Source organism: Mesorhizobium sp. B2-5-3, assembly GCF_006441005.1.
In the GTDB taxonomy this organism is placed as follows: Bacteria; Pseudomonadota; Alphaproteobacteria; order Rhizobiales; family Rhizobiaceae; genus Mesorhizobium.
Map to the genome: position 1 here is coordinate 24,131 of NZ_VFUS01000011.1, position 22,575 is coordinate 46,705.

A 22,575-nucleotide genomic window follows, 5' to 3' on the forward strand; every position below is an offset into this window, starting at 1 on the left:
TAGGACGGAAGCTGGCGATTTCTTGACTTTTGTGCGCCGCACAATATATTCGAGTGCATTGCACAAGGCGCTCGGGGCAGGGCGCATCAACCGTCCAGGGAGAATTGAAATGACGCAGACCTATGAGGACTTCAGCAAATACGGCAAAGAGTTCGCCGACACCGGCTTGAAGAGCTTCGCCTCTTTGTCCAAGGGCGCGCAGGCAATTGCGGCCGAGGCCGGCGAATACACCAAGAAGAGCTTCGAAGCCGGCAGCGCCGCTTTCGAGAAGATTGTCTCGGCCAAGTCGCTCGACAAGGCGATCGAGGTCCAGTCCGACTATGCCAAGCAGTCCTATGAGGCGTTCGTCGCCGAGGCCACCAAGATCGGCGACCTCTATGCCGAACTCGCCAAGGAAGCCTACAAGCCGTTCGAATCGATCGTTGCCAAGGCGAAGTAATTCCGTCCGGCAGTACCGAGATCTGGGCCCATTGGGCCAAGACAGAGCCCGGCCGCGCCAGCGTGGCCGGGTTTTTTCATGTCTATTTCCGTTCAGCGGCCTGGCACCCCTTCACGATTGCGAAAATCGGCCAAGTTGGGCACCTAGCCATATTGTCAGCTAACCAGAAGGGCTTAAAATCGTCCATCGAACACCTACATGTCGAACTCGCATGAGGATTCGAAAGAGGCAGGATTACGTGACGATCGGTTTGACTGCCACCAAGGCACGGATGCAGAACGGCAGCGGCGACGGCAATGAGGCCGGCCGCGGCACGGCGGTCATCACGCGCACAAAGACCAAGACCAAGAAACCCAGCCTCTATCGGGTCCTCATCCTGAACGACGACTACACACCGATGGAGTTCGTGGTTCACGTGCTGGAGCGTTTTTTCCAGAAGGACCGCGAAGCCGCCACACGCATCATGCTTCATGTTCACAATCATGGAGTGGGCGAGTGCGGGGTCTATACATTCGAGGTGGCCGAGACCAAAGTGTCCCAGGTCATGGATTTCGCCCGACAGAATCAGCATCCGCTGCAATGCGTGATGGAGAAGAAGTGAGGTAACATGCCGGCTTTCTCCCAAGGCCTGGAAAAGGCGCTTCACCAAGCGCTGACGCTCGCCAACGAGCGGCACCATGAATATGCAACCCTTGAACATCTGCTGCTCGCCCTGATCGACGACACCGAGGCGGCCGCCGTCATGCGCGCCTGCAATGTCGATCTCGACGAGTTGAAGCACACTGTTCTCACCTATATCGATACCGAGCTCGACAATCTGGTCACCGGCTATGACGAGGATTCCAAGCCGACCGCCGGCTTCCAGCGCGTCATTCAGCGCGCGGTGATCCATGTGCAGTCGTCCGGCCGCGAAGAGGTCTCCGGCGCCAACGTGCTCGTCGCCATCTTCGCCGAGCGCGAGAGCCATGCCGCCTATTTCCTGCAGGAACAGCAGATGACCCGTTACGACGCGGTCAACTACATCTCGCACGGCATCGCCAAGCGTCCGGGCGCGTCGGAGACACGTTCGCCGCGCGGCGCCGATGACGAGCAGGGCGGCGCGAACGGCGCCGAGCCGCAAGAGGAAGGCGGCAAGAAGAAGCAGCAGCAGGACGCGCTGACCGCTTATTGCGTCAATCTCAACAACAAGGCCAAGGCCGGCAAGATCGATCCGTTGATCGGGCGCGAGTCCGAGATCAACCGCACCATCCAGGTACTGTGCCGCCGTTCCAAGAACAATCCGCTCTATGTCGGCGATCCCGGCGTCGGCAAGACGGCGATCGCCGAGGGCCTCGCCAAGCGCATCGTCGAGGGTGATGTTCCGGAGGTGTTGCACAACGCCACCATCTTCGCGCTCGACATGGGCACGCTTTTGGCCGGCACGCGCTATCGCGGCGATTTCGAAGAGCGGCTGAAGCAGGTCGTCAAGGAGCTCGAGGATTATCCGGGCGCTGTGCTGTTCATCGACGAGATCCACACCGTCATTGGCGCCGGCGCGACGTCCGGCGGCGCCATGGATGCGTCCAACCTGTTGAAGCCGGCACTGTCTTCGGGTGCGATCCGCTGCATCGGTTCGACAACCTACAAGGAGTTTCGCCAGTTCTTTGAGAAGGACCGCGCGCTCGTACGTCGCTTCCAGAAGATCGACGTCAACGAGCCGACCATCGAGGACGCCATCGAGATCATGAAGGGCCTGAAGCCCTATTTCGAGGAGTTCCACAAGGTCCGCTACACGACGGAAGCCATCAAGGCTTCGGTTGAGCTGTCGGCGCGCTACATCAACGACCGCAAGCTGCCGGACAAGGCGATCGACGTGATCGACGAGACCGGCGCCTCGCAGATGCTGGTGCCGGAGGCCAAGCGCAAGAAGACCATCGGCATCAAGGAGATCGAAGCGACGATCGCCACCATGGCGCGCATCCCGCCGAAGACTGTTTCGGCCGATGACGAGAAGGTGCTGCAGGGGCTCGATATCGAGCTGAAGCGCGTCGTCTACGGCCAGGACACCGCGATCACCGCGCTGACCTCGGCGATCAAGCTGGCGCGTGCCGGCCTGCGGGAACCGGAGAAGCCGATCGGCTCCTATCTGTTCTCGGGTCCGACCGGCGTCGGCAAGACCGAAGTCGCCAAGCAATTGGCCGCTTCGCTCGGCGTCGAGCTGATCCGTTTCGACATGTCGGAATATATGGAACGCCACACGGTCTCTCGGTTGATCGGCGCGCCTCCCGGCTATGTCGGTTTCGATCAGGGCGGCCTTTTGACCGACGGCGTCGACCAGCATCCGCATTGCGTGCTGCTGCTGGACGAGGTCGAGAAGGCGCATCCGGACCTGTTCAACATCCTGTTGCAGGTGATGGACCATGGCAAGCTGACCGACCACAACGGCAAGCAGATCGACTTCCGCAATGTCATCCTGATCATGACCACCAATGCGGGCGCGTCGGATGCGCAGCGCGCGGCGATCGGTTTCGGTTCGACCAAGCGCGAAGGCGACGACGTCGAGGCGATCAACCGGCTGTTCACGCCGGAGTTCCGCAACCGTCTCGATGCGATCATCCCGTTCGGCTCGCTGCCGGTGCCGGTTATCCATCAGGTGGTGCAGAAGTTCGTCATGCAGCTGGAGGCCCAGCTCTCCGAGCGTGGCGTCACCTTCGACCTGTCGCCGGATGCGATCGCCTGGCTCGCCGACAAGGGCTATGACGAGCGCATGGGTGCGCGTCCGCTCGGCCGCGTCATCCAGGAGCACATCAAGAAGCCGCTGGCAGACGAAGTGCTGTTCGGCAAGCTCAAGAAGGGCGGCACGGTGCGCGTCAGCGTCGAGAAGAAGGAAACCGGCGAGACCGGCCTGAAGCTCGAATCGCTCGCCGACGAGGCACCGGTGAAGCCCAAGAAGGAAGAACCGGAAGACACCCCCAAGCAGCGCAAGGCAGTGGCCAAGAAGCCGGCGGTCAAGAAGGCCGTCGCGCAGAAGCCCGAGCCCAAGGGCAAGGACGGCGGCAAGCGCAGCCTGGTGCCGCAACTGCCGCGCAAGAGCTGATAGTCACTCCCTCGAAAAAGCCCCGGAAACGGGGCTTTTTTGTTGGCACAAAGGGACGATCACTGAAGCGTTGCCGGCGGCCCCTGGACAGCAAGCGGCGTCGGGCGGATTTTGGCTGATTTGTCCGTCCAGGACGGCGGTGCTCCCACCTTGGCGCCGACCATGCCGGACAGGCCGGGTGCCCGGCCGAAGGCCTCGCAGGCCGCGTATTTCGGCTTACCGCCGAGGAACGATTTTATATGTTGGCCCAACGGTATCGAGATATGCAATCCCGACGGCGCCTTGCCGGTAACGAGCATGCGCGAAAAGTCGTTTCCGAAAGTAGCGCCCAGACTGTACGCATCGCCGATCTCGGAGACCATGGCCTCGTTGGTGAAGGAGTTCGCTCCGCGGGACCAGACCATGGCGGCGCGTTGGATGCCGTTCCGGTCAAGTGCCTCCATGAGACGGGGAATTTTATGTCTGAACCAGGCCAGATCATCATCCTCAACGGCGCACCGCGATCGGGGAAATCGAGCATCGTCCAGGCAGTTCAGGAGAGCTTCGAGGGCCCATGGATGAACCTGGGGGTCGACACCTATGAGCAGGTCACGCCGCTGCGCTGTCGCCCGGGGATAGGTTTGCGGCCCGGCGGCGAGCGCCCGGATATCGAGGGGCTCGTGCCGAGGTTCTACGCCGCGCTCTACGAATCGATCGCCGCCCACAGCCGAGTGGGGTTGAATGTCGTGGCCGATCTCGGTCATCACGACAGCTATTCGCGACCCCTTGATTGCCTTGTCGATTGCGCCCAGCGCCTCGCAGGCCTGCCGGTTCTGTTTGTCGGTGTCCGCTGCCCGATCGAAATCATCATGCAGAGGCGCGCCGACAGTCCGGCGGGGAGGGGATATGTGACGGGATCGCCCGACGACTCCGTGCCGTTGGCGGTGCGCCTGTGGCAGGAGGAGGTACACCGGCCTGGCGTGTATGATCTGGAAGTCGACACATCGCTGCTGACGCCAGCACAATGTGCGGATGCGATCCGCGGGCGCCTCAGGCAAAATGTAGAGCCTCCGACGGCGTTTGAGAGGCTGTCGGCATTCTCCAGGGACAAGCTATCCTGATCGCGTGCTCTCAGCCGGCGATGGGGGAATCTCGGCCGCGCGGCGCGATCGTCGTCCACGGCGGGCACAATTTGGTAGATGTTCAGCGGAATGGCGATCACGCTGATATGCTGGCGGCTCGGGTTCATCGTTTTCGATGCGCAACTTCCCCAGACGGCCGCAATGGGGGCAGCTGAAAGCCAGGCGTCAGGATAGCGGCATGGCCGCCTTTATCCGGCCGGCATTCTCGGCCAGCACCTCGGGTTTCTCCATCTGGCCCGTATGCGGCTTCAGCGCGATGCCTTCGAAGCGCGGAATGACGTGGACGTGAAGGTGATAGACGGTCTGCCCGGAAGCCGGCTCGTTGAACTGCATCACGGTGACGCCATCGGCCTTGAATGCCTCGCGGACGGCGAGCGCCACCTTCTGCACGACTGTGAAAAGCGGGCCGAACGTTGCCGGATCGGCGTCGAGCAGATTGCGCGAAGGCGTCTTCGGCACCACCAGCGTATGGCCTGGCCCCTGTGGCATCACATCCATGAAGGCAACGACCGCTTCGTCCTCGTAGACGCGGTGCGAGGGAATTTCACCGCGCAGGATCTTGGCAAAGATGTTGTCGGTGTCATAGGCGGTTTCGGCCATGGCGAACGCTCCGGATTGTGCCTCGCTGATTGGTGTAGCGAAGCCTCTCGTGAGCGGCAAGACGATCAGGCGAGATCGATGAAGCCGATCTCGACAGGCGTGCACTGCCAACCCAAGGGATGCCGAACCTGACATATGCTCCTGCCCCGCGGGATGGCCTACTCCTCCAGATCCTTGCGGAATGGCGTGTGTTCTTCGAGATATTCGCTCATGCGTTCCACCTCGCGCCGTTCGCGCCTGAGATAGTCGGCGATGGCGTTGCGCAGGCCGGGATGGGCGATGTAATGCGCGGAATGCATGATCACCGGCCGGTAGCCTCGCGCCAGCTTATGTTCGCCCTGTGCGCCCGCCTCGACCACCTTCAGCTTGCGTTCGATGGCGAAGTCGATGGCCTGGTGATAGCAGACCTCGAAATGCAGGAACGGATGATCCTCGATGCAGCCCCAGTTGCGGCCGTAGAGCGCATCCGAGCCGATGAAGTTGATAGCGCCGGCAATGTAGCGGCCGTTGCGCCTGGCCATCACCAGCAGGATGTCCTCGGCCATGCGCTCGCCGATCAGCGAGAAGAATTCGCGGTTCAGATAGGGCCGGCCCCATTTGCGGCTGCCGGTGTCCATGTAGAAGGCGAAGAAATCGTCCCAGGCCCGTTCTGTAAGGTCCTTGCCGGTAAGCCAGTCGATGGAGATGCCGTCGGCAAGCGCCTCGCGGCGCTCCTTCTTCATGGCCTTGCGCTTGCGGGAGGCGAGCGTGGCGAGGAAATCGTCATAGGTCGAGAAGCCCTCGTTGACGAAGTGGAACTGCTGGTCGGTGCGATGCAGGAAGCCCGCCGCCTCCAGCACGTCCACGTCGCTCTCCTGCGCGAAGGTGACATGCGCGGAAGAGACGCCGAGCCTTTCCGTCACCGCCTTCAATCCCTCGGCGAGCCCGGCCTTGACGGTGCCGGAATGCTGGCCCCTGCTCACCAGCAGGCGAGGGCCGGTGACCGGCGTGAACGGTACCGAGCATTGCAGCTTGGGATAATAACGGCCGCCGGCGCGCTCGAAGGCATCCGACCAGCCGTGATCGAACACATATTCGCCCTGGCTGTGTGACTTGAGATAGCAAGGGACCGCGCCGAGCAGCGTGCCTTGACCATTCTCCAGCCTGAGATGATGACCTTGCCAGCCAGTGCGCCGCACGGCGCAGCCGGAATCCTCGAGTGCGCTCAGGAAAGCATATGAAACGAGGGGGTTATAACCGTTTTCGGCATCACTGCGCGTGGTCCCGGCGAAACCGTCCCACTCTTCGCAGGTGAAGGCGCCGATGCCCGCCGCAATGCGGATCGCATACTCCGCATCAACCATTTGCCCGTCGCCGTCGTCGCCCTGATCCATGAGGCTTATTTAAGCTCCATCCGGACCGCTACAAGTCACGTTCTAGGCACCCATATCAAGCGACCTTGACCAGATCGGGCTCGAACCCTTCGAACGTCATCTGGTCCGCATATTTGAATGTAAGATCGACCGCCGGCTGGTCATGCACCGTCCAGGTGATGACCGGCATTTTGAGCCGTTCACGGACAAAGCTGACGAATGGATTCGGCAGGTCGCCCGCTGCGTAGGAGGTGAAGGCGATCTGATGCGCCAGCATGGCGAAATGCGCTTCGATCAGCCTGTCGTCCTTGCCATAGGCGGTCAATCCAGCCGGGATGCCCGGCGCATCCCTGGCGAAATCGCGGATCAGCCAGTGGTCGAACGACATGATCGCCACCTTGCCTTTGTAGCGCTTGAGCAGCCTACCGACGCTCGCCACAAGGCCATTGTCGTATCCAGCCACGCCTTTTAGTTCGACCACCAGCGGCACCCGCCCGTCGATCAGATCGAGCGCCTCGCGCAGCGTCGGCACATGATCAGACGTGCCGCCGACCTTGAGCGCTGCCAGTTCGGCCGCCGTGCGCTGCCAGACGAAACCGTCGTGCCCAGTCAGCCGCTGCAAGTCGCCATCATGGATAATGACGGGAACTCCGTCCGACGACAGGTGCACGTCGCATTCGATGGCATAGCCGCGTTCGGCCGCGGCGGCAAAGGCGGAGAGGGTGTTTTCCCAGCGCGTCTTGTTCATGTCGTGAAAGCCGCGATGGGCGACAGGCCGGGCAATCAGCCAGGAAAGGTCGGTCATGTCAGGCTCGCTCACTCGACTTCGAAGATCGCTTCGATTTCCACCGCGGCATTAAGCGGCAGCGAAGCCGTGCCGACGGCGGAACGGGCGTGCTTGCCGCGGTCGCCGAGCGCCGCCACCAGGAAATCGGAGGCGCCGTTGGCGACCAGATGCTGCTCGACGAAATCCGGCGCCGAGGCGACGAAGACGGTGATTTTGACCAGCCGGCGTATCTTCTCGAGATCGCCAAGTGCCGCCTTGGCTTGCGCCAGGATGTTGATCGCGCAGTATTTTGCCGCTTCCTTGCCGGTTGCTGTGTCGACGTCGCGGCCAAGCAGTCCGCTCGCCTGCAGCTTACCGTCCTTGAGCGGCAATTGTCCGGCGGTGAAAAGCAGGTTTCCGGTCCTGCAATGCGGCACGTAGTTGGCGGCAGGCGCCGCAGCCGCGGGAATGGTGACCCTGAGTTCGCTTAGCCGCTTTTCGATTGTTTCACTCATTGCTTTTCCCTATTGCTGGAAGGTGCCGCGTCAGCCGGGCCGAAATTGCTATTTTTGCCTCGCTTCCGCCACGACTTTTTTTAAGCTGGACCATCTTTCCCTGCGGCCTGCCATCAGCCGCGACGATCGGAGCCTCTCATGCGCGCAACGCGCCTTGCATTCCATGCCGTCCTGTTGCCGGCGGTCTTTTCGATAGGTCCCGCTTTCGCCGTGCCGGCGCTGCAGGCGCATCGCGCCGTTTACGACCTTACGCTCAAGAAGGCGGACGACCGCTCCGGGATCACCGGCATTACCGGCCGCATGGTCTACGAATTCAACGGCTCGGCCTGCGAAGGCTATACGGTGAAATTCCGCTTCGTCACCCAGATCGCCACCAGCGACAACACCAAGCTGACCGACCAGCAGACGACGACGTTCGAAGACGCCGAAGGCAAGACCTTCTCGTTCGTGACCAAATCCTTCGTCGACCAGAACCTCGACAAGGAGGTCAAAGGCGTCGCCACGAAGGAAACGAAAGGGCTGAAGGTCGACATCGACAAGCCCGAGAAGAGCAGCCTGGAACTTGCCGCCACCCAGTTTCCGACCCAGCATCTGGTCGAATTGATAGACAAGGCCGAGAAGGGTGAAAATTTCTATCAAACCAATCTGTTCGACGGTTCCGAGGACGCCAACAAGGTGATGTCCACCACCGTCGTCGTCGGCAGGAGGACCGATGCCGACAAGGCCGATCCGGAAGCGCCGGCGCTGGCCAAGCTTGCCACCGACAAATACTGGCCGGTCGACATCGCCTATTTCGACGACAGTGCCAAGAACGGAGAAGAGACGCCGGAATACCGGATCAGCTTCAAGCTGCACGAGAACGGCATCACCCGCGATCTAACCATGGACTATGGCGATTTCTCCATGACCGGCAAGCTGGTCAATCTGTCGCTTTTCGACCAGACGAAGGCCTGCCCGACGAAATAAACTTCGATTTGCCTCGACGCAGCGCCGTCGCGGTCCACGGCTTGAAAGCGTCGCGGCGGCTTCTCATCTTCTCGAGGCCGCCGGCCGCTTCATCTTCTGTGCGAATCCCTTCTATCATCGCTCGTCGCCGGTACCGGTCGGCGGAAGAAGGAATGCGGCGAGCCTCATGGCGATCTATGTCGACGCGGCGATCTGGAAATGGGTTGGCCATCGCTGGTGCCATCTGATGGCCGACGACACCGATGAACTGCATCGTTTCGCCGCGCAACTCGGCATCAAGCGCTCATCCTACCAGGGGCCGCCGAAGACATCGGCGCCGCATTATGACATAACCGGTTTCGAGCGCGACCGCGCGGTGCGGCTCGGTGCCATCGAGTGCAATCGTGAAGAGATCGTCGCGATCTTCCGGCGGGTGAGGGTGCCAAAGGGTAAGATAAAGCGTTGAGGGCACGCGCGGATCGCCGCAGGCGCGCCGCAATGCGTCGTTGCGCTTGCGTTTGGAGCACTTCCCCTCTATATGCGCGCTCATTCCACACACGGACTTTGGTGTCTGCCCGGGAGAAATCCGGCTGAAACCTCCGGTGGCATCGAGGACTTCGTCCGAAAATGCCTGTGTCCGTGGAGGCTAACCGGAAAGGAAAATGAGAATGGCTCTGCCTGATTTCAGCATGCGCCAGCTTTTGGAAGCTGGCATTCACTTCGGCCACCAGACCCACCGCTGGAACCCGAAGATGGCGCCCTATATCTACGGCGCCCGCAACAACATCCACATCATCGACCTCAGCCAAACGGTGCCGTTGCTGCACCAGGCGCTGAAGCAGGTTTCCGACACCGTCGCCAAGGGCGGCCGCGTGCTGTTCGTGGGCACCAAGCGCCAGGCGTCCGACATCGTGGCCGATGCCGCGCAGCGTTCGGCCCAGTACTATGTCAACTCGCGTTGGCTGGGCGGCATGCTGACCAACTGGAAGACGATCTCGAACTCGATCCAGCGCCTGCGCAAGCTCGACGAGATGCTGGCCGGCGAGGCGCAAGGGTTGACCAAGAAGGAGCGTCTCAATCTCGACCGCGAGCGCGAGAAGCTCGACAAGGCTCTCGGCGGCATCAAGGACATGGGCTCGACGCCCGACCTGATGTTCGTGATCGACACCAACAAGGAAGCGATCGCCATCCTCGAGGCCAAGCGCCTTGGCATTCCGGTCGTCGCCATCATCGATTCGAACTGCGATCCGGACAAGATCGACTTCCCGATCCCCGGCAATGACGACGCCGCGCGCGCCATCCAGCTCTATTGCGACCTCATCGCGAAGGCTGCCATCGACGGCATCGCCCGCCAGCAGGGCGCGCTGGGTGTCGACATCGGCGCTTCGGTGGAAGCTCCGGTCGAGCCGGTGCTCGGCGAAACTCCGGCGGCGGAAACTCCGGAAGCGTGATAGCGAGGGCCGGTCACGGCCTTCATCTTTCTAATATTTTGACGCGTTAAACGGACGCACCGTCGAGATTCGATGGTGCGTCGGCGCATTTGAACAAAGAGGCGACAATGAGCATTTCGGCTGCACAGGTCAAAGAACTCCGCGACTTGACCGGCGCGGGCATGATGGACTGCAAGGCGGCGTTGAACGAGACCAACGGCAACATGGAAGAAGCCGTCGACTGGCTGCGCAAGAAGGGTATCTCCAAGGCCGACAAGAAGGCAGGCCGCACCGCGGCCGAGGGCCTGATCGGCGTCGATTCCGGCGTGCGCGAGGCCGCGGTCGTCGAGGTCAATTCCGAGACCGACTTCGTAGCCCGCAACGCCGCCTTCCAGGAGATCGTCGCCAACGTCGCCAAGGTGGCGCTGGCCTATGGCACGAGCGAGGCCGTGGCTGCCGCGAAGTACCCGGGTTCGGACAAGTCGGTCACCGACACCATCAAGGACGCCGTCGGTACCATCGGCGAGAACATGGGCTTCCGCCGTTCGGCCAAGCTCACCGTTCCGCACGGCGCCGTCGCGACCTATGTTCACAACGCGGTTGCCGACGGCCTTGGCAAGCTGGGCGTCCTGGTCGCTATCGAGACCACGGGCAACGAGCACGCGGCCAATGCATTCGCCCGCCAGGTCGCCATGCATGTCGCCGCCACCAACCCGATGGCGCTGACCACCGAGGAACTCGATCCCGCGGCAGTCGAGCGCGAGAAGGCGATCTTCGCCGACCAGGCGCGCCAGTCCGGCAAGCCGGAGGCGATCATCGAGAAGATGGTCGAGGGTCGGCTGCGCAAGTTCTACGAGGAAGTCGTGCTTCTGAAGCAGGCCTTCGTGCTCAATCCCGACATTACCGTCGAGAAGGCGCTGAAGGATGCCGAGAAGGAGATCGGCGCTCCGGCCAAGATCTCGGCCTATCTGCGTTTCGCGCTCGGCGAAGGCATCGAGAAGGAAGCGACCGATTTCGCGGCGGAAGTCGCGGCGGCGGTCAAGAAATAGCTCGAAGAACAAGTAAGGCTAAACGGCTCAGGCAACTCGGCCGGGTGTCCGCATGGATGCCCGGCCGATTTCTTGTGCGGCGTCGATGAAGGCCCTCAGCTTCGGCGCCATCGAAGCCCGGCGCGGAAAGTAAAGGAAAAGGCCGGGCTCCTCGATTGCCGTCTTTGGCAGGACCTGGACGAGGCGTCCTGCGGCAAGATCGGCGCGTACAAGCGGCTCGAACACATAGGCGAGCCCGACCCCTGCAAGCGCAAGATCGATCGCCGCCAGCGAATCGGTCACGACGGCCGTGCCACGCGTCTCGACGACGACTTCCTTGCCATTGTCGTTCAGATCCCAGCGATAGAACGCGCCGGAGCGGAGAAGCCTGTAGCCTATGCAATTATGGTTCGCGAGGTCGGCCACGTCGCAGGGACGGCCGTGCCTTCCGATATAGTCCGGCGAGGCGACGAGCACGGCCTTGAAGGGCTGCGTCAGCCGTATGGCGGTCATGTCCTGCGCGATCATCTCGCCCAGCCTAATGCCGGCGTCAAAACCTTCCCCGACAATATCGACCAGGGCTTGATCGGCGAAAACCTCGACCGTCACATCCGGATAGCGATCGGCCATGGCTGCGATCACAGGCGTCACCGCCAAAGGGATCGCGATGTTGGAGGCATTGATCCTGAGCAGACCGGAAGGCCGTCCCTTGACGCCGCGGATGCGGTCCATCCGCTCCGCGATGTCCTGAAGGGCAGGGCCCGCTGTCTCCACCAATGCCTTGCCGGCTTCTGTCAGCGAGACGCTACGTGTCGTGCGCGCAAACAGCGGCTGGCCGATGCGTTCTTCCACCAGCCGCACCGCATGGCTGACCGCCGACGGGCTCATGCCGAGCTCGGCCGCGGCAAGCGCGAAGCCGCCCCGTCGCGCCACGGCAACGATGACGGGCAGGTGGGTAAGCAGGTCCCGGTCCATTCATGAATGATATCGCATAGTCTTTGCGAACAATGCAATCTTATCGATGGCGGCGCGTTGCTCCACATTGTCCTCGATACATCGTCGGCGGGCTGATTTTCCAGGAGACGAGACATGAATGCTTTGAAACACGTGACATTCGCTGCAGGATTGGCGCTGGCGCCGATCGATGCCGGCGGAGCCGAACCGGCGGAGTGGCAGGCGCTTGCCGACGAGCGCGCGGTCATCCGCATCGCCGATGCCATCGACCGCGCCGTCGATGCACAGGACTGGAAACTTGCCCGCAGCTATTTCGCGGATCGGGTTACCGCGGACTTCAGCAGCCTGTCCGGACAGCCGGCGGCCAATATTGCCTCCGACGACCTGATCGGCGCCTGGGCCGGCAACCTCAAGGGCGGCAAGACCAGCCTGCATCTGCGCACCAATCACCAAGTCGTTCTCGAAGCGGACACGGCGACCGTCCTGTCGAACGGCTATGCCTGGAACCGGATGGAAGGCAATGGCGAGCCGCTTTGGGAAGTCTGGGGCACATATGAGCACCACCTGACCCGCTCCGGCGCGGGTTGGAAGGTCGACGGCTTCACCTTCCGCGTGACCCATGAGCGCGGCAATCCCTGGGTCAAGACGACACCCGGCCAATAACCCAACATCAAACTCGATCGGAGAATATCATGACCATGAACTACTACACGCTTGGCAACAGCGGCTTGCGCGTCAGCCGGTTGGCGCTGGGCACCATGACCTTCGGCACCGAATTGGGCTGGGGCACTGACAGGGATACAGCCCGCGCAATCTTCGACGAATATGTCGAGGCGGGCGGCAATTTCTTCGACACGGCCGATCTCTATACCGGCGGCACCGCCGAGACCTGGCTCGGCGAATTCGTCGCCGAGCGCGGATTGCGCGACAAGGCGGTGATCGCCACTAAATTCACCTTCAATTCAGAACCCGGCAATCCGAACGCCGGCGGCAATGGCCGCAAGAACATCATGCGCGCCGTGGACGCCTCTCTGAAGCGGCTCGGAACCGACTATATCGACCTCTATCTCATGCATGTGTGGGACAGGCTGACGCCGGCCGAGGAGGTGCTGCGCACGCTGGACGACCTGGTGCGCGCGGGCAAGGTGCGCCACGTCGGCCTTTCCGATGTGCCGGCCTGGTATGTGGGGCGGGCGCAGGCGATCGCAGAATTGCGCTGCTATGAGCCGATCTCGGCCCTGCAGCTCGAATATTCGCTGGCCGAACGCTCGATCGAGCATGAGTTCGTGCCTTTCGCCACGCATCATGGCGCCGGCGTCATGGTTTGGAGCCCGCTGGCCAGCGGCTTGCTCAGCGGCAAATATCGCCCGACGCAAGCCGGCAATGCCGGCCGGCTCGACGGTTTCCGCAACACCACGCATCCGAGCTTCCGGAAATTCAGCGACCGCAATTGGGCGATCGTGGCCGAGCTCGAAAAGGTGGCCGCCGAACTCGGCCGCAGCATGGCCCAGGTGGCACTCAACTGGGTGGCGACGCAGCCCGGCGTCGCAACCGTCATCCTGGGCGCGACCAAGCTCGCGCAACTGCAGGACAACCTCGCGGCGCTGGATTTTTCGATTGCCCCCGAACTCCGCAAGCGGCTGGATTCGGTGAGCAGCATGCCGGCGCCGTTCCCGCATTCCTATTTCGGGCCCGAGATCCAGGTCAGGGTGGCCGGCGGTGTCGTGACCGGCGACAAGCCCTCCGGCTATTCGCCGCAGGTTCTGGTGGAAGGCGAGGCGGTCAGCATCAGCAGCAACTGATCGAAAAAGCCTGGGATTTTGCGCAAGGGCGCGGCGTGACATCGCCGCGCCCTTCGTGTATCGGGTCGAACCATCATGCCAGCGCCGCCAGGCGAAGCGGGGCAGTTTCGCCTCCTGATTTGCCGCGCCGAGATTTTCGAGGACCAGATGACGGTGAAGCCCCTCTACCGACGTGTCTTGCTGAAAGCGTCTGGTGAAGCGTTGATGGGCGAACAGCATTTCGGCATCGACGTCTCGGTCGTCGACCGCATCGCCGGCGACATCGCCGAAGCCCGCGCGCTCGGCATCGAGGTTGGCGTCGTCATCGGCGGCGGCAATATCTTTCGCGGTGTGGCGGTTGCCTCCAAGGGTGGCGACCGCGTCACCGGCGACCATATGGGTATGCTCGCCACCGTCATCAATTCGCTAGCGCTGCGCACCTCGCTGAACAAGATCGGCGTCGATGCGGTGGTTCTTTCCGCGATCGCCATGCCTGAGCTTTGCGAGAGCTTTTCGCAGCGCCAGGCAACCGCCTACATGAACCAGGGCAAGGTGGTGATCTTTGCCGGCGGCACCGGCAATCCGTTCTTCACCACTGATTCGGCCGCGGCACTTCGCGCCGCTGAAATCGGCGCCGACGCGCTGTTCAAGGGCACACAGGTCGACGGCGTCTATTCTGCCGACCCGAAGAAGGACCCGAACGCGACGCGTTTCGAGCGCATCAGCCATGCCGAAGTGATAAATCGCGGCCTTTCCATCATGGATACGGCAGCGATTGCACTTGCGCGCGAAAACAACATTCCGATAATCGTCTATTCGATCCACGAAAAAGGTGGTTTCGGCGATATTCTAAGGGGCGGCGGCCGCTGCACGGTCGTCGCGGACGATTGATCCGGGGCCTGATCGCGGAAAAGGCGAAAACCGGTTTCGAAATCAGGCTCGAACACGGGGCCTTGCCCCGAAAGCAGTGAACCCGCGTCAGACGGGTCGAGGAGACTAAGATGAGTGGTGAGTACGACGATCTCAAGCGGCGCATGGATGGGGCAATCGCCGCGTTCAAGCATGACCTGGCTTCGCTGCGGACCGGTCGCGCTTCCAGCAACCTGCTCGACGCTATCCAGGTGCAGGCCTATGGCACCAGCATGCCGATCAACCAGGTGGCCAATGTCACGGTGCCTGAGCCGCGCATGATTTCGGTGTCGGTCTGGGACAAGTCGATGGTGGGCGCGGTCGATCGCGCCATTCGCGAATCCAATCTGGGCTTCAATCCTATCGTGGACGGCACCAATCTCAGGATTCCGCTTCCGGAACTCAACGAGCAGCGCCGTAAGGAACTCGTCAAGATCTCGCATGGCTACGCCGAGAACGCCCGTGTCGCAGCGCGCCATGTGCGCCGCGACGGCATGGACTTCCTGAAGAAGGCGGAGAAGGACGGCGTCATCAGCGAGGACGATCAGCGCAAGCGCTCCGACCAGGTCCAGAAGCTTACCGACGAAACGATCAGCACCATCGACCACCTGCTTTCCGACAAGGAAGCTGAAATCATGCAGGTTTAGGGTCTGGCCGGCGGCTGGCCCGAAAGCGAGATCATGGCAACGCCCGCGCATGTCGCGATCATCATGGATGGAAACGGACGCTGGGCCAAGGCGCGCGGCATGCCGCGGCTCGCCGGCCATCGCGCGGGCGTAGAAGCACTGCGCAAGACGGTGCGCGCCGCGCCCGATCTCGGCATTTCCTACCTGACTGTCTATGCCTTCTCTTCGGAAAATTGGTCGCGGCCGAAATCCGAAGTCAGCGACCTGATGGGTCTGTTGAAGCTGTTCATCCGCCGCGATCTCGCCGAACTGCACCGCAGCGGCGTGCGCGTGAGGATCATCGGTGACAGGGCTGGGCTGCAGCCGGATATCAGGCTCCTACTGGAAGAAGCCGAAGCGCTGACCTCGGCCAACGAGGCGCTGACGCTGATCATCGCCTTCAACTACGGCGGACGCGACGAGATCGTGCGCACGGCGCGCAAGCTTGCCTCGGCCGTCGCGCGCGGCGAGCTCGACAGCGAGGCGATCACCGCCGAATCCTTTGCCGGCTGCCTCGACACGCAAGGCGTTCCCGATCCCGAACTGGTCATACGCACCAGCGGTGAGCTTCGCCTTTCCAATTTTCTTCTGTGGCAGGCTGCCTATAGCGAGCTTGTGTTCCTGCCCTGCTATTGGCCCGATTTCAGCCGAGAGCATCTAGCCGAGGCCTTGCGCGAGTTCGCCGGGCGCGAACGCCGTTTTGGCGGGCTGGATCCGCAAGATGTCGCTTCGCGGCCGGCCGCGGGATGAGCAATCTCCAGCTTCGCGTTCTTTCGGCGGTCGTGCTTGCCATCGCGACGCTTGGCCTGACCTGGTTCGGCGGCCTGCCGTTCCGGCTGCTTTCAGCCGCGATTTCGGCGGTGATCTTCTACGAATGGACGCGCATGTCTCGCCCTTCCGGGACGACCGGGCTCGGTTTTTTGCCGGAAGCGCTGCTGCTGGTGTTTCTCGGCGCCCTGATCGCCGGCCTGCCTGCCTTGTGGCTGCTGCTTCTGGTGGCTGCACTGGTCGCCGTCACGGCCATCGCCGCCCAACTGCGCGGGGCCGGGCAGTGGGATGCCTCCGGCCTTGCCTATGCAGCCGTCTCGGGTCTTTCCCTTGCGCTTCTGCGTGACGGCGACCATTCCGGCCTCGTCGCCATCCTGTTCCTGTTCGCGGTGGTCTGGGCGACCGACATCTTTGCCTATTTCGTCGGCCGGGCCGTCGGTGGCCCGAGGCTGGCGCCGTCCATCTCTCCCGGCAAGACGCGAAGTGGCGCGCTCGGCGGCGCCGTGGGCGGGGTCGTTGCGGGGCTCATCCTGGCCGTCGCCGCCGGTGCGGGCAACCTGCCAATGCTCGGTCTCGTCGCGCTCGCGCTTTCAATCGTCTCCCAGGCTGGCGACCTCCTGGAATCCTGGGTCAAGCGCCGCCACGGCCGCAAGGATTCGGGCACGCTCATTCCGGGCCATGGCGGCGTCATGGACCGTGTCGACGGGCTTGTCGCGGCGGCTTTCGCCCTATACGTCATCGGCTGGATTTCGGCGGGCGCCGATCAGCCGGCACAGGGGCTGTTTCCCATTTGAACGGCATCGTTCCACGATCGATGCGGGCGCGCCTTGGATTCGCCTGGATTGATGTCACAGTCGCGGCGCAACGGTGTCGCGGAAGAACTGAGGATTTGAGTTGAACGAGATTCTTCACGCGATCTTCGGCATGGAAGGCTTCCTTCTCGGCACGCTCGTGCCCTTCCTGTTCGTGCTGACCGTGGTCGTGTTCGTCCACGAGATGGGCCACTATCTCGTTGGCCGCTGGTGCGGCATCGGCGTCAGGGCCTTTTCGATCGGTTTCGGCCCGGAACTCTTCGGCTTCAACGACAGGCACGGCACGCGCTGGAAGCTCTGCGCCATACCGCTTGGCGGCTATGTCAAATTCGTCGGCGACATGAACGCCACCTCCAGCCAGCCGTCGACGGAAGAGATCGAAACGCTGACCGACGAGGAACGCAAGGTCGCCTTTCACACCCAGCCGATCTGGAAGCGGGCGGCGACGGTCGTGGCCGGGCCGCTGTTCAATTTCCTGCTGACGATCGTCGTCTTTTCGGTGCTGTTTTCAGCCTATGGCCGCTATGTCGCGGAACCCATGGTGGCCGAGGTGACCGCCGGCAGCCCGGCGGCGAAAGCCGGCATCCTGCCCGGCGACCGATTCGTCAGCGTCGACGGCAGCAAGATCGAAACCTTCGGTGACGTCCAACGCCTGGTTTCGGGCCGGGCCGGCGACAGCATCACCTTCGTCATGCTGCGCGACGGCAAGGAAGTGACCGTGACCGCCACGCCGCAGCTGATGGAGCAGCAGGACGCGCTTGGCAACAAGGTCAAGGTGGCCGTGATCGGCGTCGTCAACAACCAGGAACTCGGCCAGCCCAGGCTGATCACCTACAGCCCCGCCGGCGCGTTGACCGCGGCGGTGGAGGAAACCGGGCACGTCATCCAGCGCACCGGCCAGTTCCTGCAGCGTTTCGTCGTCGGGCGCGAGGACAAGTGCCAGCTCGGCGGCCCGGTGAAGATCGCGGACATGGCCGGCAAGGCGGCGAAGCTCGGCTTCGAATGGCTCGTGCAGCTCGTTGCGCTGCTGTCCGTGGGCATCGGCATCCTCAATCTTTTGCCGATTCCCCCCCTCGACGGCGGCCATCTCCTGTTCTACGGCGTGGAGGCCGTCATCCGCCGGCCGGTGTCGGAACGGATGATGGAAATGGCCTATCGGGCCGGTCTGCTTCTGGTTTTGGGCTTCATGGGTTTCGTATTCTGGAACGATCTGTTTGGATGCTGAAATCATGAAGAAATTTGGCTTCGGCATGGTCGATGTTGAGACGCCGTTTACCATGCACGGGGATATGAGTGACGCGAAAGCCACGCACCAGGGTTAAGTAAATACAAATTAACCAGAAGCCTTGCGTGTAGGGAAAATCCGGTTAATACGGTACGAGAAATTACCGCACGTCCGGTTTTCTCGCCGTGGGGACTACGAGAAAAGGTTATTAAGCCCGATGAAGGCAGCATCCAAGTTTTTGAGCGCCGCTTCCGCGGCAGCCCTGTCCGCGGCTTTAGTCGTGCCAGGTGCGCTCGCAGTGCAGTTCGTTGCCACATCGGCGGCCGAAGCCGCTGTCGTCAGCAGGGTGGAGGTGAGCGGCAACCAACGTGTCGACGCCGATACCATCCGCAACTACATCACCATCAAGCCGGGCAAATCCTTCTCAAGCTCCGACATCGACAGCGCGGTCAAGGCGCTGTTCGGAACCGGGTTGTTCTCGGATGTGCAGATCAATCAGGTCGGTTCGACGTTGGTGGTCAAGGTTTCCGAGTACCAGGTCGTCAACCAGGTGCTGTTCCAGGGCAACAAGAAGCTCAAGGACAACGCGCTTGCGGCTGCCGTGCAGTTGAAGCCGCGCGGCACGTTCTCGCAGGCGGCGCTCGACGCCGATGTAGAGTCGGTCAAGGCCGCCTACAGACGTATCGGCCGTGACGATGCCGCCGTGACCACCGAGGTCATGCAGCTCGGCGACAACCGCGTGAACGTGGTCTTCCATGTCAATGAAGGTGATCGCACGCAGATCGCGGCGATCAATTTCGTCGGCAACAGCGCTTATTCGAGCCGCCGCCTGTCAGATGTGATCACGACCAAGCGCTCGTCCTGGGTTTCGTTCATCCTGCGCGACGACGTCTATGACGACGACAAGCTGCGCGCCGACCAGGAGCTGCTGCGGCGCTTCTACTACAATCACGGCTATGCCGACTTCCAGGTCGTGTCCGCTGTCGGCGAACTCGACAACGCGACCAACAAGTACACGGTCACCATAACCGTCCAGGAAGGCGAGCGTTATACGTTCGGCGACATCAGCGTCGAAAGCACGATTCCGGAAGTCGACTCGAAGGCGCTGGAATCGGTGGTCGAGACCCACAAGGGCGACGTCTACAACGCCAAGAACGTCGAGGACACCATCATTGCCCTGACCGAGAAGGTGGCCGGCTCCGGCTACGCCTTCGCGCAGGTCACGCCGCGTGGCGACCGCAATTTCGAGAATCATACGATTTCGGTGGTCTACACCATCGACCAGGGCACCAAGGCCTATGTCGAGCGCATCGAGATCCGCGGCAATGACCGCACGCGCGACTATGTCATCCGCCGCGAGTTCGACGTCAGCGAAGGCGACGCGTTCAACCAGGTGCTGATCCAACGCGCGAAGAAGCGGCTGGAAGATCTCAATTACTTTGACAAAGTCGAGGTTTCGACGGTCCCCGGGTCGGCGCCGGACCAGGTCGTGCTGGTGGTCGACGTGGTCGAAAAGTCGACCGGTGAGTTCTCGGTCGGCGCCGGCTATTCGACCGGTGGCGATACCGCCGGTCCGTCCGTCGAAGGATCGATCACCGAGCGCAACTTCCTCGGCCGCGGCCAGTTCATCAAGGTGTCGGCGGGTGGCGGCAAGAACTCGCGCGATTACAGCCTTTCGTTCACCGAGCCCTATTTCCTCGGGCGCCGTATCGCCGCCGGCTTCGACATCTACAAGCGGACCAGGGAATACGACGACTACGACAGCGATACTGTGGGCGCGACGGTGCGCTTCGGCCTGCCGATCACAGACAGCATCTCGACCCAGCTGGCCTACAATATCTCCCGGGAGAAGTATGAGGTAGACGACGGTTGCGATGCCACCGATGTAGATCCCAGCGGCACCTGCGACATTTCCAGAGCCGTGTTGGATGGCATCGAGCAAAGCCCTTGGATCAAGTCGTCGGTCAGTCTGGGACTGGTTTATAACACCATCGACGACATGAAGAACCCGCATGAGGGTATCTATGCCACCTCCACGGTTGAAGTGGCCGGCCTCGGTGGCGACGCCAAGTTCGTGAAGGTCACCGGACGCGGCAGCGTCTATCAGACGCTGTCCGAGCAGTTCGATCTTGTCGGCCTCATTTCGGGCGGCGCCGGCCATGTCGAAGGCTACGGCGGCGACGGCGATCTGCGCATCTTCGATCACTTCCAGAGCACCGATCGCATGATCCGCGGTTTCGCTTATGGCGGCATCGGCCCAGTCGACAGCGACGGTGCGGGTGACCACCTTGGCGGCACCACTTATTTCAACGCGTCGGCAGAGGCTCAATTCCCGCTGCCGGTCGTTCCAGAAAGCTTCGGTCTGCGCGGCGCGGTCTTTGCAGACGCGGCAACACTCTATGGCAGCAAGGTTGCCAATGATTTGGTTGACCAATCATCCGTGGGCATGAAATGGCGCGCCTCGGTCGGTGTCGGCCTGATGTGGGCTTCGCCGTTCGGTCCGATCCGTATCGACTATGCGATCCCGGTCAAGAAGGAAGCGAGGGACGACGTGCAGGAATTCAACTTCGGCATATCGACCCGCTTCTGACCGGCGGATGACGATGCTCCCGGGTCGTTGAGGTCCGGGAGAAAATGTTCCGATCTAGCTGGATATAGCTTCTGGAATGACCGATCCGGTGTTCTTCGCGCCATCACGCCGGTATACGGCGGGCGAAGTCGCGAATCTGACCGGCTCGGTGCTTGTCGATTCCGGCCAGTCCGGCGTTTTCATCGACGCGCTGGCGCCTGCCAACGAAGGCGGCGAGAATGCGCTCGTTTTCGTCGATGGCAAACGCAATTCCGTGCTGATGCCGTCGCTGCGGGCTGCCGCTGTGCTGTGCCCGGCGGAGTTCGCCGGCAAGGCGCCTGCCGCCATCGCCGTCCTTGTACATCCCCGTCCGCAACAGGCATTCGCGCTGGTCGGACGACTGCTGTTTCCGACGGCGGCGACCCCGGGGCCAATGACCGGTGAAACCGGTATCTCGCCGCATGCCCATATCGATCCGAGCGCACATGTCGAGGAAGGTGCCGTCGTCGAAGCCGGCGCGGTGATCGGTCCTGCGGTGTCCATAGGCGCCGGCACCGTCATCGCGCCTCACGCCGTCGTCGGCCGTTCCTGCCAGATCGGGCGTGACGGCTATATCGGCCCGGGCGCCAGCGTCCAATATGCCTTGATCGGCAACCGCGTCATCATCCATGGCGGCGCCCGGATCGGCCAGGACGGCTTTGGCTTCGTTGCCGGCGCCAAGGGGCCGGAACGTGTTCCGCAGATCGGCCGCGTCATCATCCAGGACGACGTCGAGATCGGTTCCAATTCCACGGTCGACCGCGGCGCCATGTCCGATACGATCATCGGCCAGGGCACCAAGATCGACAATCTCGTGCAGATCGCGCATAACGTCCGCATCGGCCGCAACTGCATCGTGGCCGGACTTTCGGGTATCTCCGGTTCCGTCGTCGTGGGCGACAATGTCACCATGGGCGGCGGCGTCGGGCTTGCGGATCACCTGACCATAGGGTCGGGCGCGAAGCTTGCCGCGAGAAGCGGATTCATGAGCAATGTGCCCGCGGGCGAGATCTGGGGCGGCTATCCGGCACAGCCGATGGCGGAAGCCATGCGCGAGATAGCCATGCTGCGCAAGCTCGCCAGGACCCGCAAACAGGGCGAGGGGAGCAATGGCTGACATCACCGGGACGACGCTGGAAGCAGTCGACATATTGGGGCTGATGAAGCTCCTGCCGCATCGCTATCCGTTCCTGATGATCGACCGCATCGTCGACATTGATGGCGACGAATCCGCCACCGGCATCAAGAACGTGACCATAAACGAGCCGCATTTTCAGGGTCACTTCCCCGAGCAGCCGGTCATGCCGGGCGTGCTCATCGTCGAGGCGATGGCACAGACTGCCGGGGCCATCTGCATCCGCAGTCTTCGCACTGAAAAGCCGTCGCTGGTCTATTTCCTGACCATCGACAACGCCAAGTTCCGCAAACCGGTCGTTCCCGGCGATCAGTTGAAGATCCATGTCAAGAAAATCAAGAAACGCGGCAACCTGCTCAAATTCGCCTGTGAAGCCCTGGTCGACGGCAACAAGGCCGCCGAGGCTGAGATCTCAGCCATGATGGTCACCGGCGACTGACAATCGA

The 22,575-nt window shown here is 62.2% G+C and carries 23 protein-coding genes and 1 pseudogene; 18 read left to right on the forward strand and 6 right to left on the reverse strand.

Going from position 1 to position 22,575, the window contains the following annotated elements; all coding sequences use genetic code 11:
- Positions 1-109: 109 nt before the first annotated feature.
- The 3 genes from FJ867_RS22820 (at position 110) to clpA (ending at position 3,515) form a co-directional block, all read left to right on the forward strand.
- The gene (locus FJ867_RS22820; protein WP_140498728.1) at positions 110-439 is read left to right on the forward strand and encodes a phasin family protein; all 330 of its coding nucleotides are present in this window, start codon (positions 110-112) and stop codon (positions 437-439) included.
- Positions 440-710: 271 nt separating this feature from the next.
- Positions 711-1,040 carry an ATP-dependent Clp protease adapter ClpS gene (gene clpS / locus FJ867_RS22825; protein WP_027051901.1) on the forward strand — a complete coding sequence of 110 codons (330 nt, stop codon included), beginning with the start codon at positions 711-713 and terminating at the stop codon, positions 1,038-1,040.
- Positions 1,041-1,046: 6 nt separating this feature from the next.
- Positions 1,047-3,515, forward strand: coding sequence for an ATP-dependent Clp protease ATP-binding subunit ClpA (gene clpA / locus FJ867_RS22830; protein WP_140515345.1), 2,469 nt, complete (start codon positions 1,047-1,049; stop codon positions 3,513-3,515).
- 59 nt (positions 3,516-3,574) lie between these two features.
- Here the strand turns inward: clpA and FJ867_RS22835 are convergent.
- Positions 3,575-3,955 (reverse strand): annotated as a pseudogene (locus FJ867_RS22835) (hypothetical protein); the annotation flags it as partial.
- A gap of 18 nt (positions 3,956-3,973) precedes the next feature.
- Here FJ867_RS22835 and FJ867_RS22840 point away from each other — a divergent pair.
- A complete protein-coding gene (locus FJ867_RS22840) occupies positions 3,974-4,615 on the forward strand; it encodes a chloramphenicol phosphotransferase (RefSeq protein ID WP_140818688.1) in 642 nt (213 codons plus the stop codon).
- Between the two features lie 186 nt (positions 4,616-4,801).
- Here the strand turns inward: FJ867_RS22840 and FJ867_RS22845 are convergent, their stop codons facing one another.
- The 4 genes from FJ867_RS22845 to FJ867_RS22860 form a co-directional block, all read right to left on the reverse strand.
- Positions 4,802-5,236 carry an HIT family protein gene (locus FJ867_RS22845; protein WP_140560942.1) on the reverse strand — a complete coding sequence of 145 codons (435 nt, stop codon included), beginning with the start codon at positions 5,234-5,236 and terminating at the stop codon, positions 4,802-4,804.
- 158 nt (positions 5,237-5,394) lie between these two features.
- Positions 5,395-6,609, reverse strand: a complete 1,215-nt coding sequence (locus tag FJ867_RS22850) for a GNAT family N-acetyltransferase (RefSeq protein WP_140818690.1) — start codon at positions 6,607-6,609, stop codon at positions 5,395-5,397.
- Between the two features lie 55 nt (positions 6,610-6,664).
- Positions 6,665-7,393, reverse strand: coding sequence for a glycerophosphodiester phosphodiesterase (locus tag FJ867_RS22855; RefSeq protein ID WP_140515351.1), 729 nt, complete (start codon positions 7,391-7,393; stop codon positions 6,665-6,667).
- 11 nt (positions 7,394-7,404) lie between these two features.
- The gene (locus FJ867_RS22860; protein WP_140818692.1) at positions 7,405-7,869 is read right to left on the reverse strand and encodes a RidA family protein; all 465 of its coding nucleotides are present in this window, start codon (positions 7,867-7,869) and stop codon (positions 7,405-7,407) included.
- Between the two features lie 138 nt (positions 7,870-8,007).
- Here FJ867_RS22860 and FJ867_RS22865 point away from each other — a divergent pair, with 138 nt between their 5' ends.
- The 4 genes from FJ867_RS22865 to tsf all read left to right on the forward strand — a co-directional run bounded on the left by FJ867_RS22865 (position 8,008) and on the right by tsf (position 11,293).
- Positions 8,008-8,835 carry a cell envelope integrity EipB family protein gene (locus FJ867_RS22865; protein ID WP_140818694.1) on the forward strand — a complete coding sequence of 276 codons (828 nt, stop codon included), beginning with the start codon at positions 8,008-8,010 and terminating at the stop codon, positions 8,833-8,835.
- 166 nt (positions 8,836-9,001) lie between these two features.
- Positions 9,002-9,280, forward strand: a complete 279-nt coding sequence (locus tag FJ867_RS22870; protein WP_140818696.1) for a DUF4031 domain-containing protein — start codon at positions 9,002-9,004, stop codon at positions 9,278-9,280.
- 202 nt (positions 9,281-9,482) lie between these two features.
- Complete coding sequence (rpsB, locus tag FJ867_RS22875; protein ID WP_140498708.1) at positions 9,483-10,265, forward strand: 30S ribosomal protein S2; 783 nt, start codon at positions 9,483-9,485, stop codon at positions 10,263-10,265.
- 107 nt (positions 10,266-10,372) lie between these two features.
- A complete protein-coding gene (tsf, locus tag FJ867_RS22880; RefSeq protein WP_140498706.1) occupies positions 10,373-11,293 on the forward strand; it encodes a translation elongation factor Ts in 921 nt (306 codons plus the stop codon).
- Between the two features lie 27 nt (positions 11,294-11,320).
- On the opposite strand, the gene FJ867_RS22885 is transcribed toward tsf, so the two are convergent.
- The gene (locus FJ867_RS22885; protein ID WP_140818698.1) at positions 11,321-12,247 is read right to left on the reverse strand and encodes a LysR family transcriptional regulator; all 927 of its coding nucleotides are present in this window, start codon (positions 12,245-12,247) and stop codon (positions 11,321-11,323) included.
- A gap of 114 nt (positions 12,248-12,361) precedes the next feature.
- On the opposite strand from FJ867_RS22885, the gene FJ867_RS22890 reads away from it, so the two are divergent.
- The 10 genes from FJ867_RS22890 (at position 12,362) to fabZ (ending at position 22,568) form a co-directional block, all read left to right on the forward strand.
- Positions 12,362-12,889 carry a nuclear transport factor 2 family protein gene (locus FJ867_RS22890; protein WP_140818700.1) on the forward strand — a complete coding sequence of 176 codons (528 nt, stop codon included), beginning with the start codon at positions 12,362-12,364 and terminating at the stop codon, positions 12,887-12,889.
- Between the two features lie 29 nt (positions 12,890-12,918).
- Positions 12,919-14,028 (forward strand): aldo/keto reductase, encoded by a 1,110-nt coding sequence (locus FJ867_RS22895; RefSeq protein WP_140664398.1) that lies wholly within the window; start codon positions 12,919-12,921, stop codon positions 14,026-14,028.
- 147 nt (positions 14,029-14,175) lie between these two features.
- Positions 14,176-14,898 (forward strand): UMP kinase, encoded by a 723-nt coding sequence (gene pyrH / locus FJ867_RS22900; protein ID WP_140498986.1) that lies wholly within the window; start codon positions 14,176-14,178, stop codon positions 14,896-14,898.
- A 110-nt stretch (positions 14,899-15,008) separates the two neighbouring features.
- Entirely contained in the window at positions 15,009-15,563 is a 555-nt protein-coding gene (gene frr, locus FJ867_RS22905; RefSeq protein ID WP_140498698.1) for a ribosome recycling factor, read from the forward strand.
- A gap of 33 nt (positions 15,564-15,596) precedes the next feature.
- Positions 15,597-16,331: an isoprenyl transferase gene (locus FJ867_RS22910; RefSeq protein WP_140498696.1), complete on the forward strand. Its 735-nt coding sequence runs from the start codon at positions 15,597-15,599 to the stop codon at positions 16,329-16,331.
- The gene (locus FJ867_RS22915; protein WP_140762101.1) at positions 16,328-17,143 is read left to right on the forward strand and encodes a phosphatidate cytidylyltransferase; all 816 of its coding nucleotides are present in this window, start codon (positions 16,328-16,330) and stop codon (positions 17,141-17,143) included. Before FJ867_RS22910 ends, FJ867_RS22915 begins: the two co-directional genes overlap by 4 nt.
- 100 nt (positions 17,144-17,243) lie before the next feature.
- Entirely contained in the window at positions 17,244-18,386 is a 1,143-nt protein-coding gene (rseP, locus tag FJ867_RS22920) for an RIP metalloprotease RseP (protein ID WP_140525236.1), read from the forward strand.
- Between the two features lie 217 nt (positions 18,387-18,603).
- The gene (bamA, locus tag FJ867_RS22925) at positions 18,604-20,976 is read left to right on the forward strand and encodes an outer membrane protein assembly factor BamA (protein ID WP_140560947.1); all 2,373 of its coding nucleotides are present in this window, start codon (positions 18,604-18,606) and stop codon (positions 20,974-20,976) included.
- A 76-nt stretch (positions 20,977-21,052) separates the two neighbouring features.
- Positions 21,053-22,111 (forward strand): UDP-3-O-(3-hydroxymyristoyl)glucosamine N-acyltransferase, encoded by a 1,059-nt coding sequence (gene lpxD, locus FJ867_RS22930; protein ID WP_140498688.1) that lies wholly within the window; start codon positions 21,053-21,055, stop codon positions 22,109-22,111.
- The gene (gene fabZ / locus FJ867_RS22935) at positions 22,104-22,568 is read left to right on the forward strand and encodes a 3-hydroxyacyl-ACP dehydratase FabZ (RefSeq protein WP_140498686.1); all 465 of its coding nucleotides are present in this window, start codon (positions 22,104-22,106) and stop codon (positions 22,566-22,568) included. The genes lpxD and fabZ overlap by 8 nt, the downstream gene beginning before the upstream one ends.
- The last annotated feature ends 7 nt before the right edge of the window (positions 22,569-22,575 follow it).

Bases quoted from the DNA above. Each gene is read 5' to 3' on its own strand.
- FJ867_RS22820 (WP_140498728.1), top strand. From the start codon at position 110: ATGACGCAGACCTATGAGGACTTCAGCAAATACGGCAAAGAGTTCGCC.
- clpS (WP_027051901.1), top strand. From the start codon at position 711: ATGCAGAACGGCAGCGGCGACGGCAATGAGGCCGGCCGCGGCACGGCG.
- clpA (WP_140515345.1), top strand. From the start codon at position 1,047: ATGCCGGCTTTCTCCCAAGGCCTGGAAAAGGCGCTTCACCAAGCGCTG.
- FJ867_RS22840 (WP_140818688.1), top strand. From the start codon at position 3,974: ATGTCTGAACCAGGCCAGATCATCATCCTCAACGGCGCACCGCGATCG.
- FJ867_RS22845 (WP_140560942.1), bottom strand. From the start codon at position 5,236: ATGGCCGAAACCGCCTATGACACCGACAACATCTTTGCCAAGATCCTG.
- FJ867_RS22850 (WP_140818690.1), bottom strand. From the start codon at position 6,609: ATGGATCAGGGCGACGACGGCGACGGGCAAATGGTTGATGCGGAGTAT.
- FJ867_RS22855 (WP_140515351.1), bottom strand. From the start codon at position 7,393: ATGACCGACCTTTCCTGGCTGATTGCCCGGCCTGTCGCCCATCGCGGC.
- FJ867_RS22860 (WP_140818692.1), bottom strand. From the start codon at position 7,869: ATGAGTGAAACAATCGAAAAGCGGCTAAGCGAACTCAGGGTCACCATT.
- FJ867_RS22865 (WP_140818694.1), top strand. From the start codon at position 8,008: ATGCGCGCAACGCGCCTTGCATTCCATGCCGTCCTGTTGCCGGCGGTC.
- FJ867_RS22870 (WP_140818696.1), top strand. From the start codon at position 9,002: ATGGCGATCTATGTCGACGCGGCGATCTGGAAATGGGTTGGCCATCGC.
- rpsB (WP_140498708.1), top strand. From the start codon at position 9,483: ATGGCTCTGCCTGATTTCAGCATGCGCCAGCTTTTGGAAGCTGGCATT.
- tsf (WP_140498706.1), top strand. From the start codon at position 10,373: ATGAGCATTTCGGCTGCACAGGTCAAAGAACTCCGCGACTTGACCGGC.
- FJ867_RS22885 (WP_140818698.1), bottom strand. From the start codon at position 12,247: ATGGACCGGGACCTGCTTACCCACCTGCCCGTCATCGTTGCCGTGGCG.
- FJ867_RS22890 (WP_140818700.1), top strand. From the start codon at position 12,362: ATGAATGCTTTGAAACACGTGACATTCGCTGCAGGATTGGCGCTGGCG.
- FJ867_RS22895 (WP_140664398.1), top strand. From the start codon at position 12,919: ATGACCATGAACTACTACACGCTTGGCAACAGCGGCTTGCGCGTCAGC.
- pyrH (WP_140498986.1), top strand. From the start codon at position 14,176: ATGACGGTGAAGCCCCTCTACCGACGTGTCTTGCTGAAAGCGTCTGGT.
- frr (WP_140498698.1), top strand. From the start codon at position 15,009: ATGAGTGGTGAGTACGACGATCTCAAGCGGCGCATGGATGGGGCAATC.
- FJ867_RS22910 (WP_140498696.1), top strand. From the start codon at position 15,597: ATGGCAACGCCCGCGCATGTCGCGATCATCATGGATGGAAACGGACGC.
- FJ867_RS22915 (WP_140762101.1), top strand. From the start codon at position 16,328: ATGAGCAATCTCCAGCTTCGCGTTCTTTCGGCGGTCGTGCTTGCCATC.
- bamA (WP_140560947.1), top strand. From the start codon at position 18,604: ATGAAGGCAGCATCCAAGTTTTTGAGCGCCGCTTCCGCGGCAGCCCTG.
- lpxD (WP_140498688.1), top strand. From the start codon at position 21,053: ATGACCGATCCGGTGTTCTTCGCGCCATCACGCCGGTATACGGCGGGC.
- fabZ (WP_140498686.1), top strand. From the start codon at position 22,104: ATGGCTGACATCACCGGGACGACGCTGGAAGCAGTCGACATATTGGGG.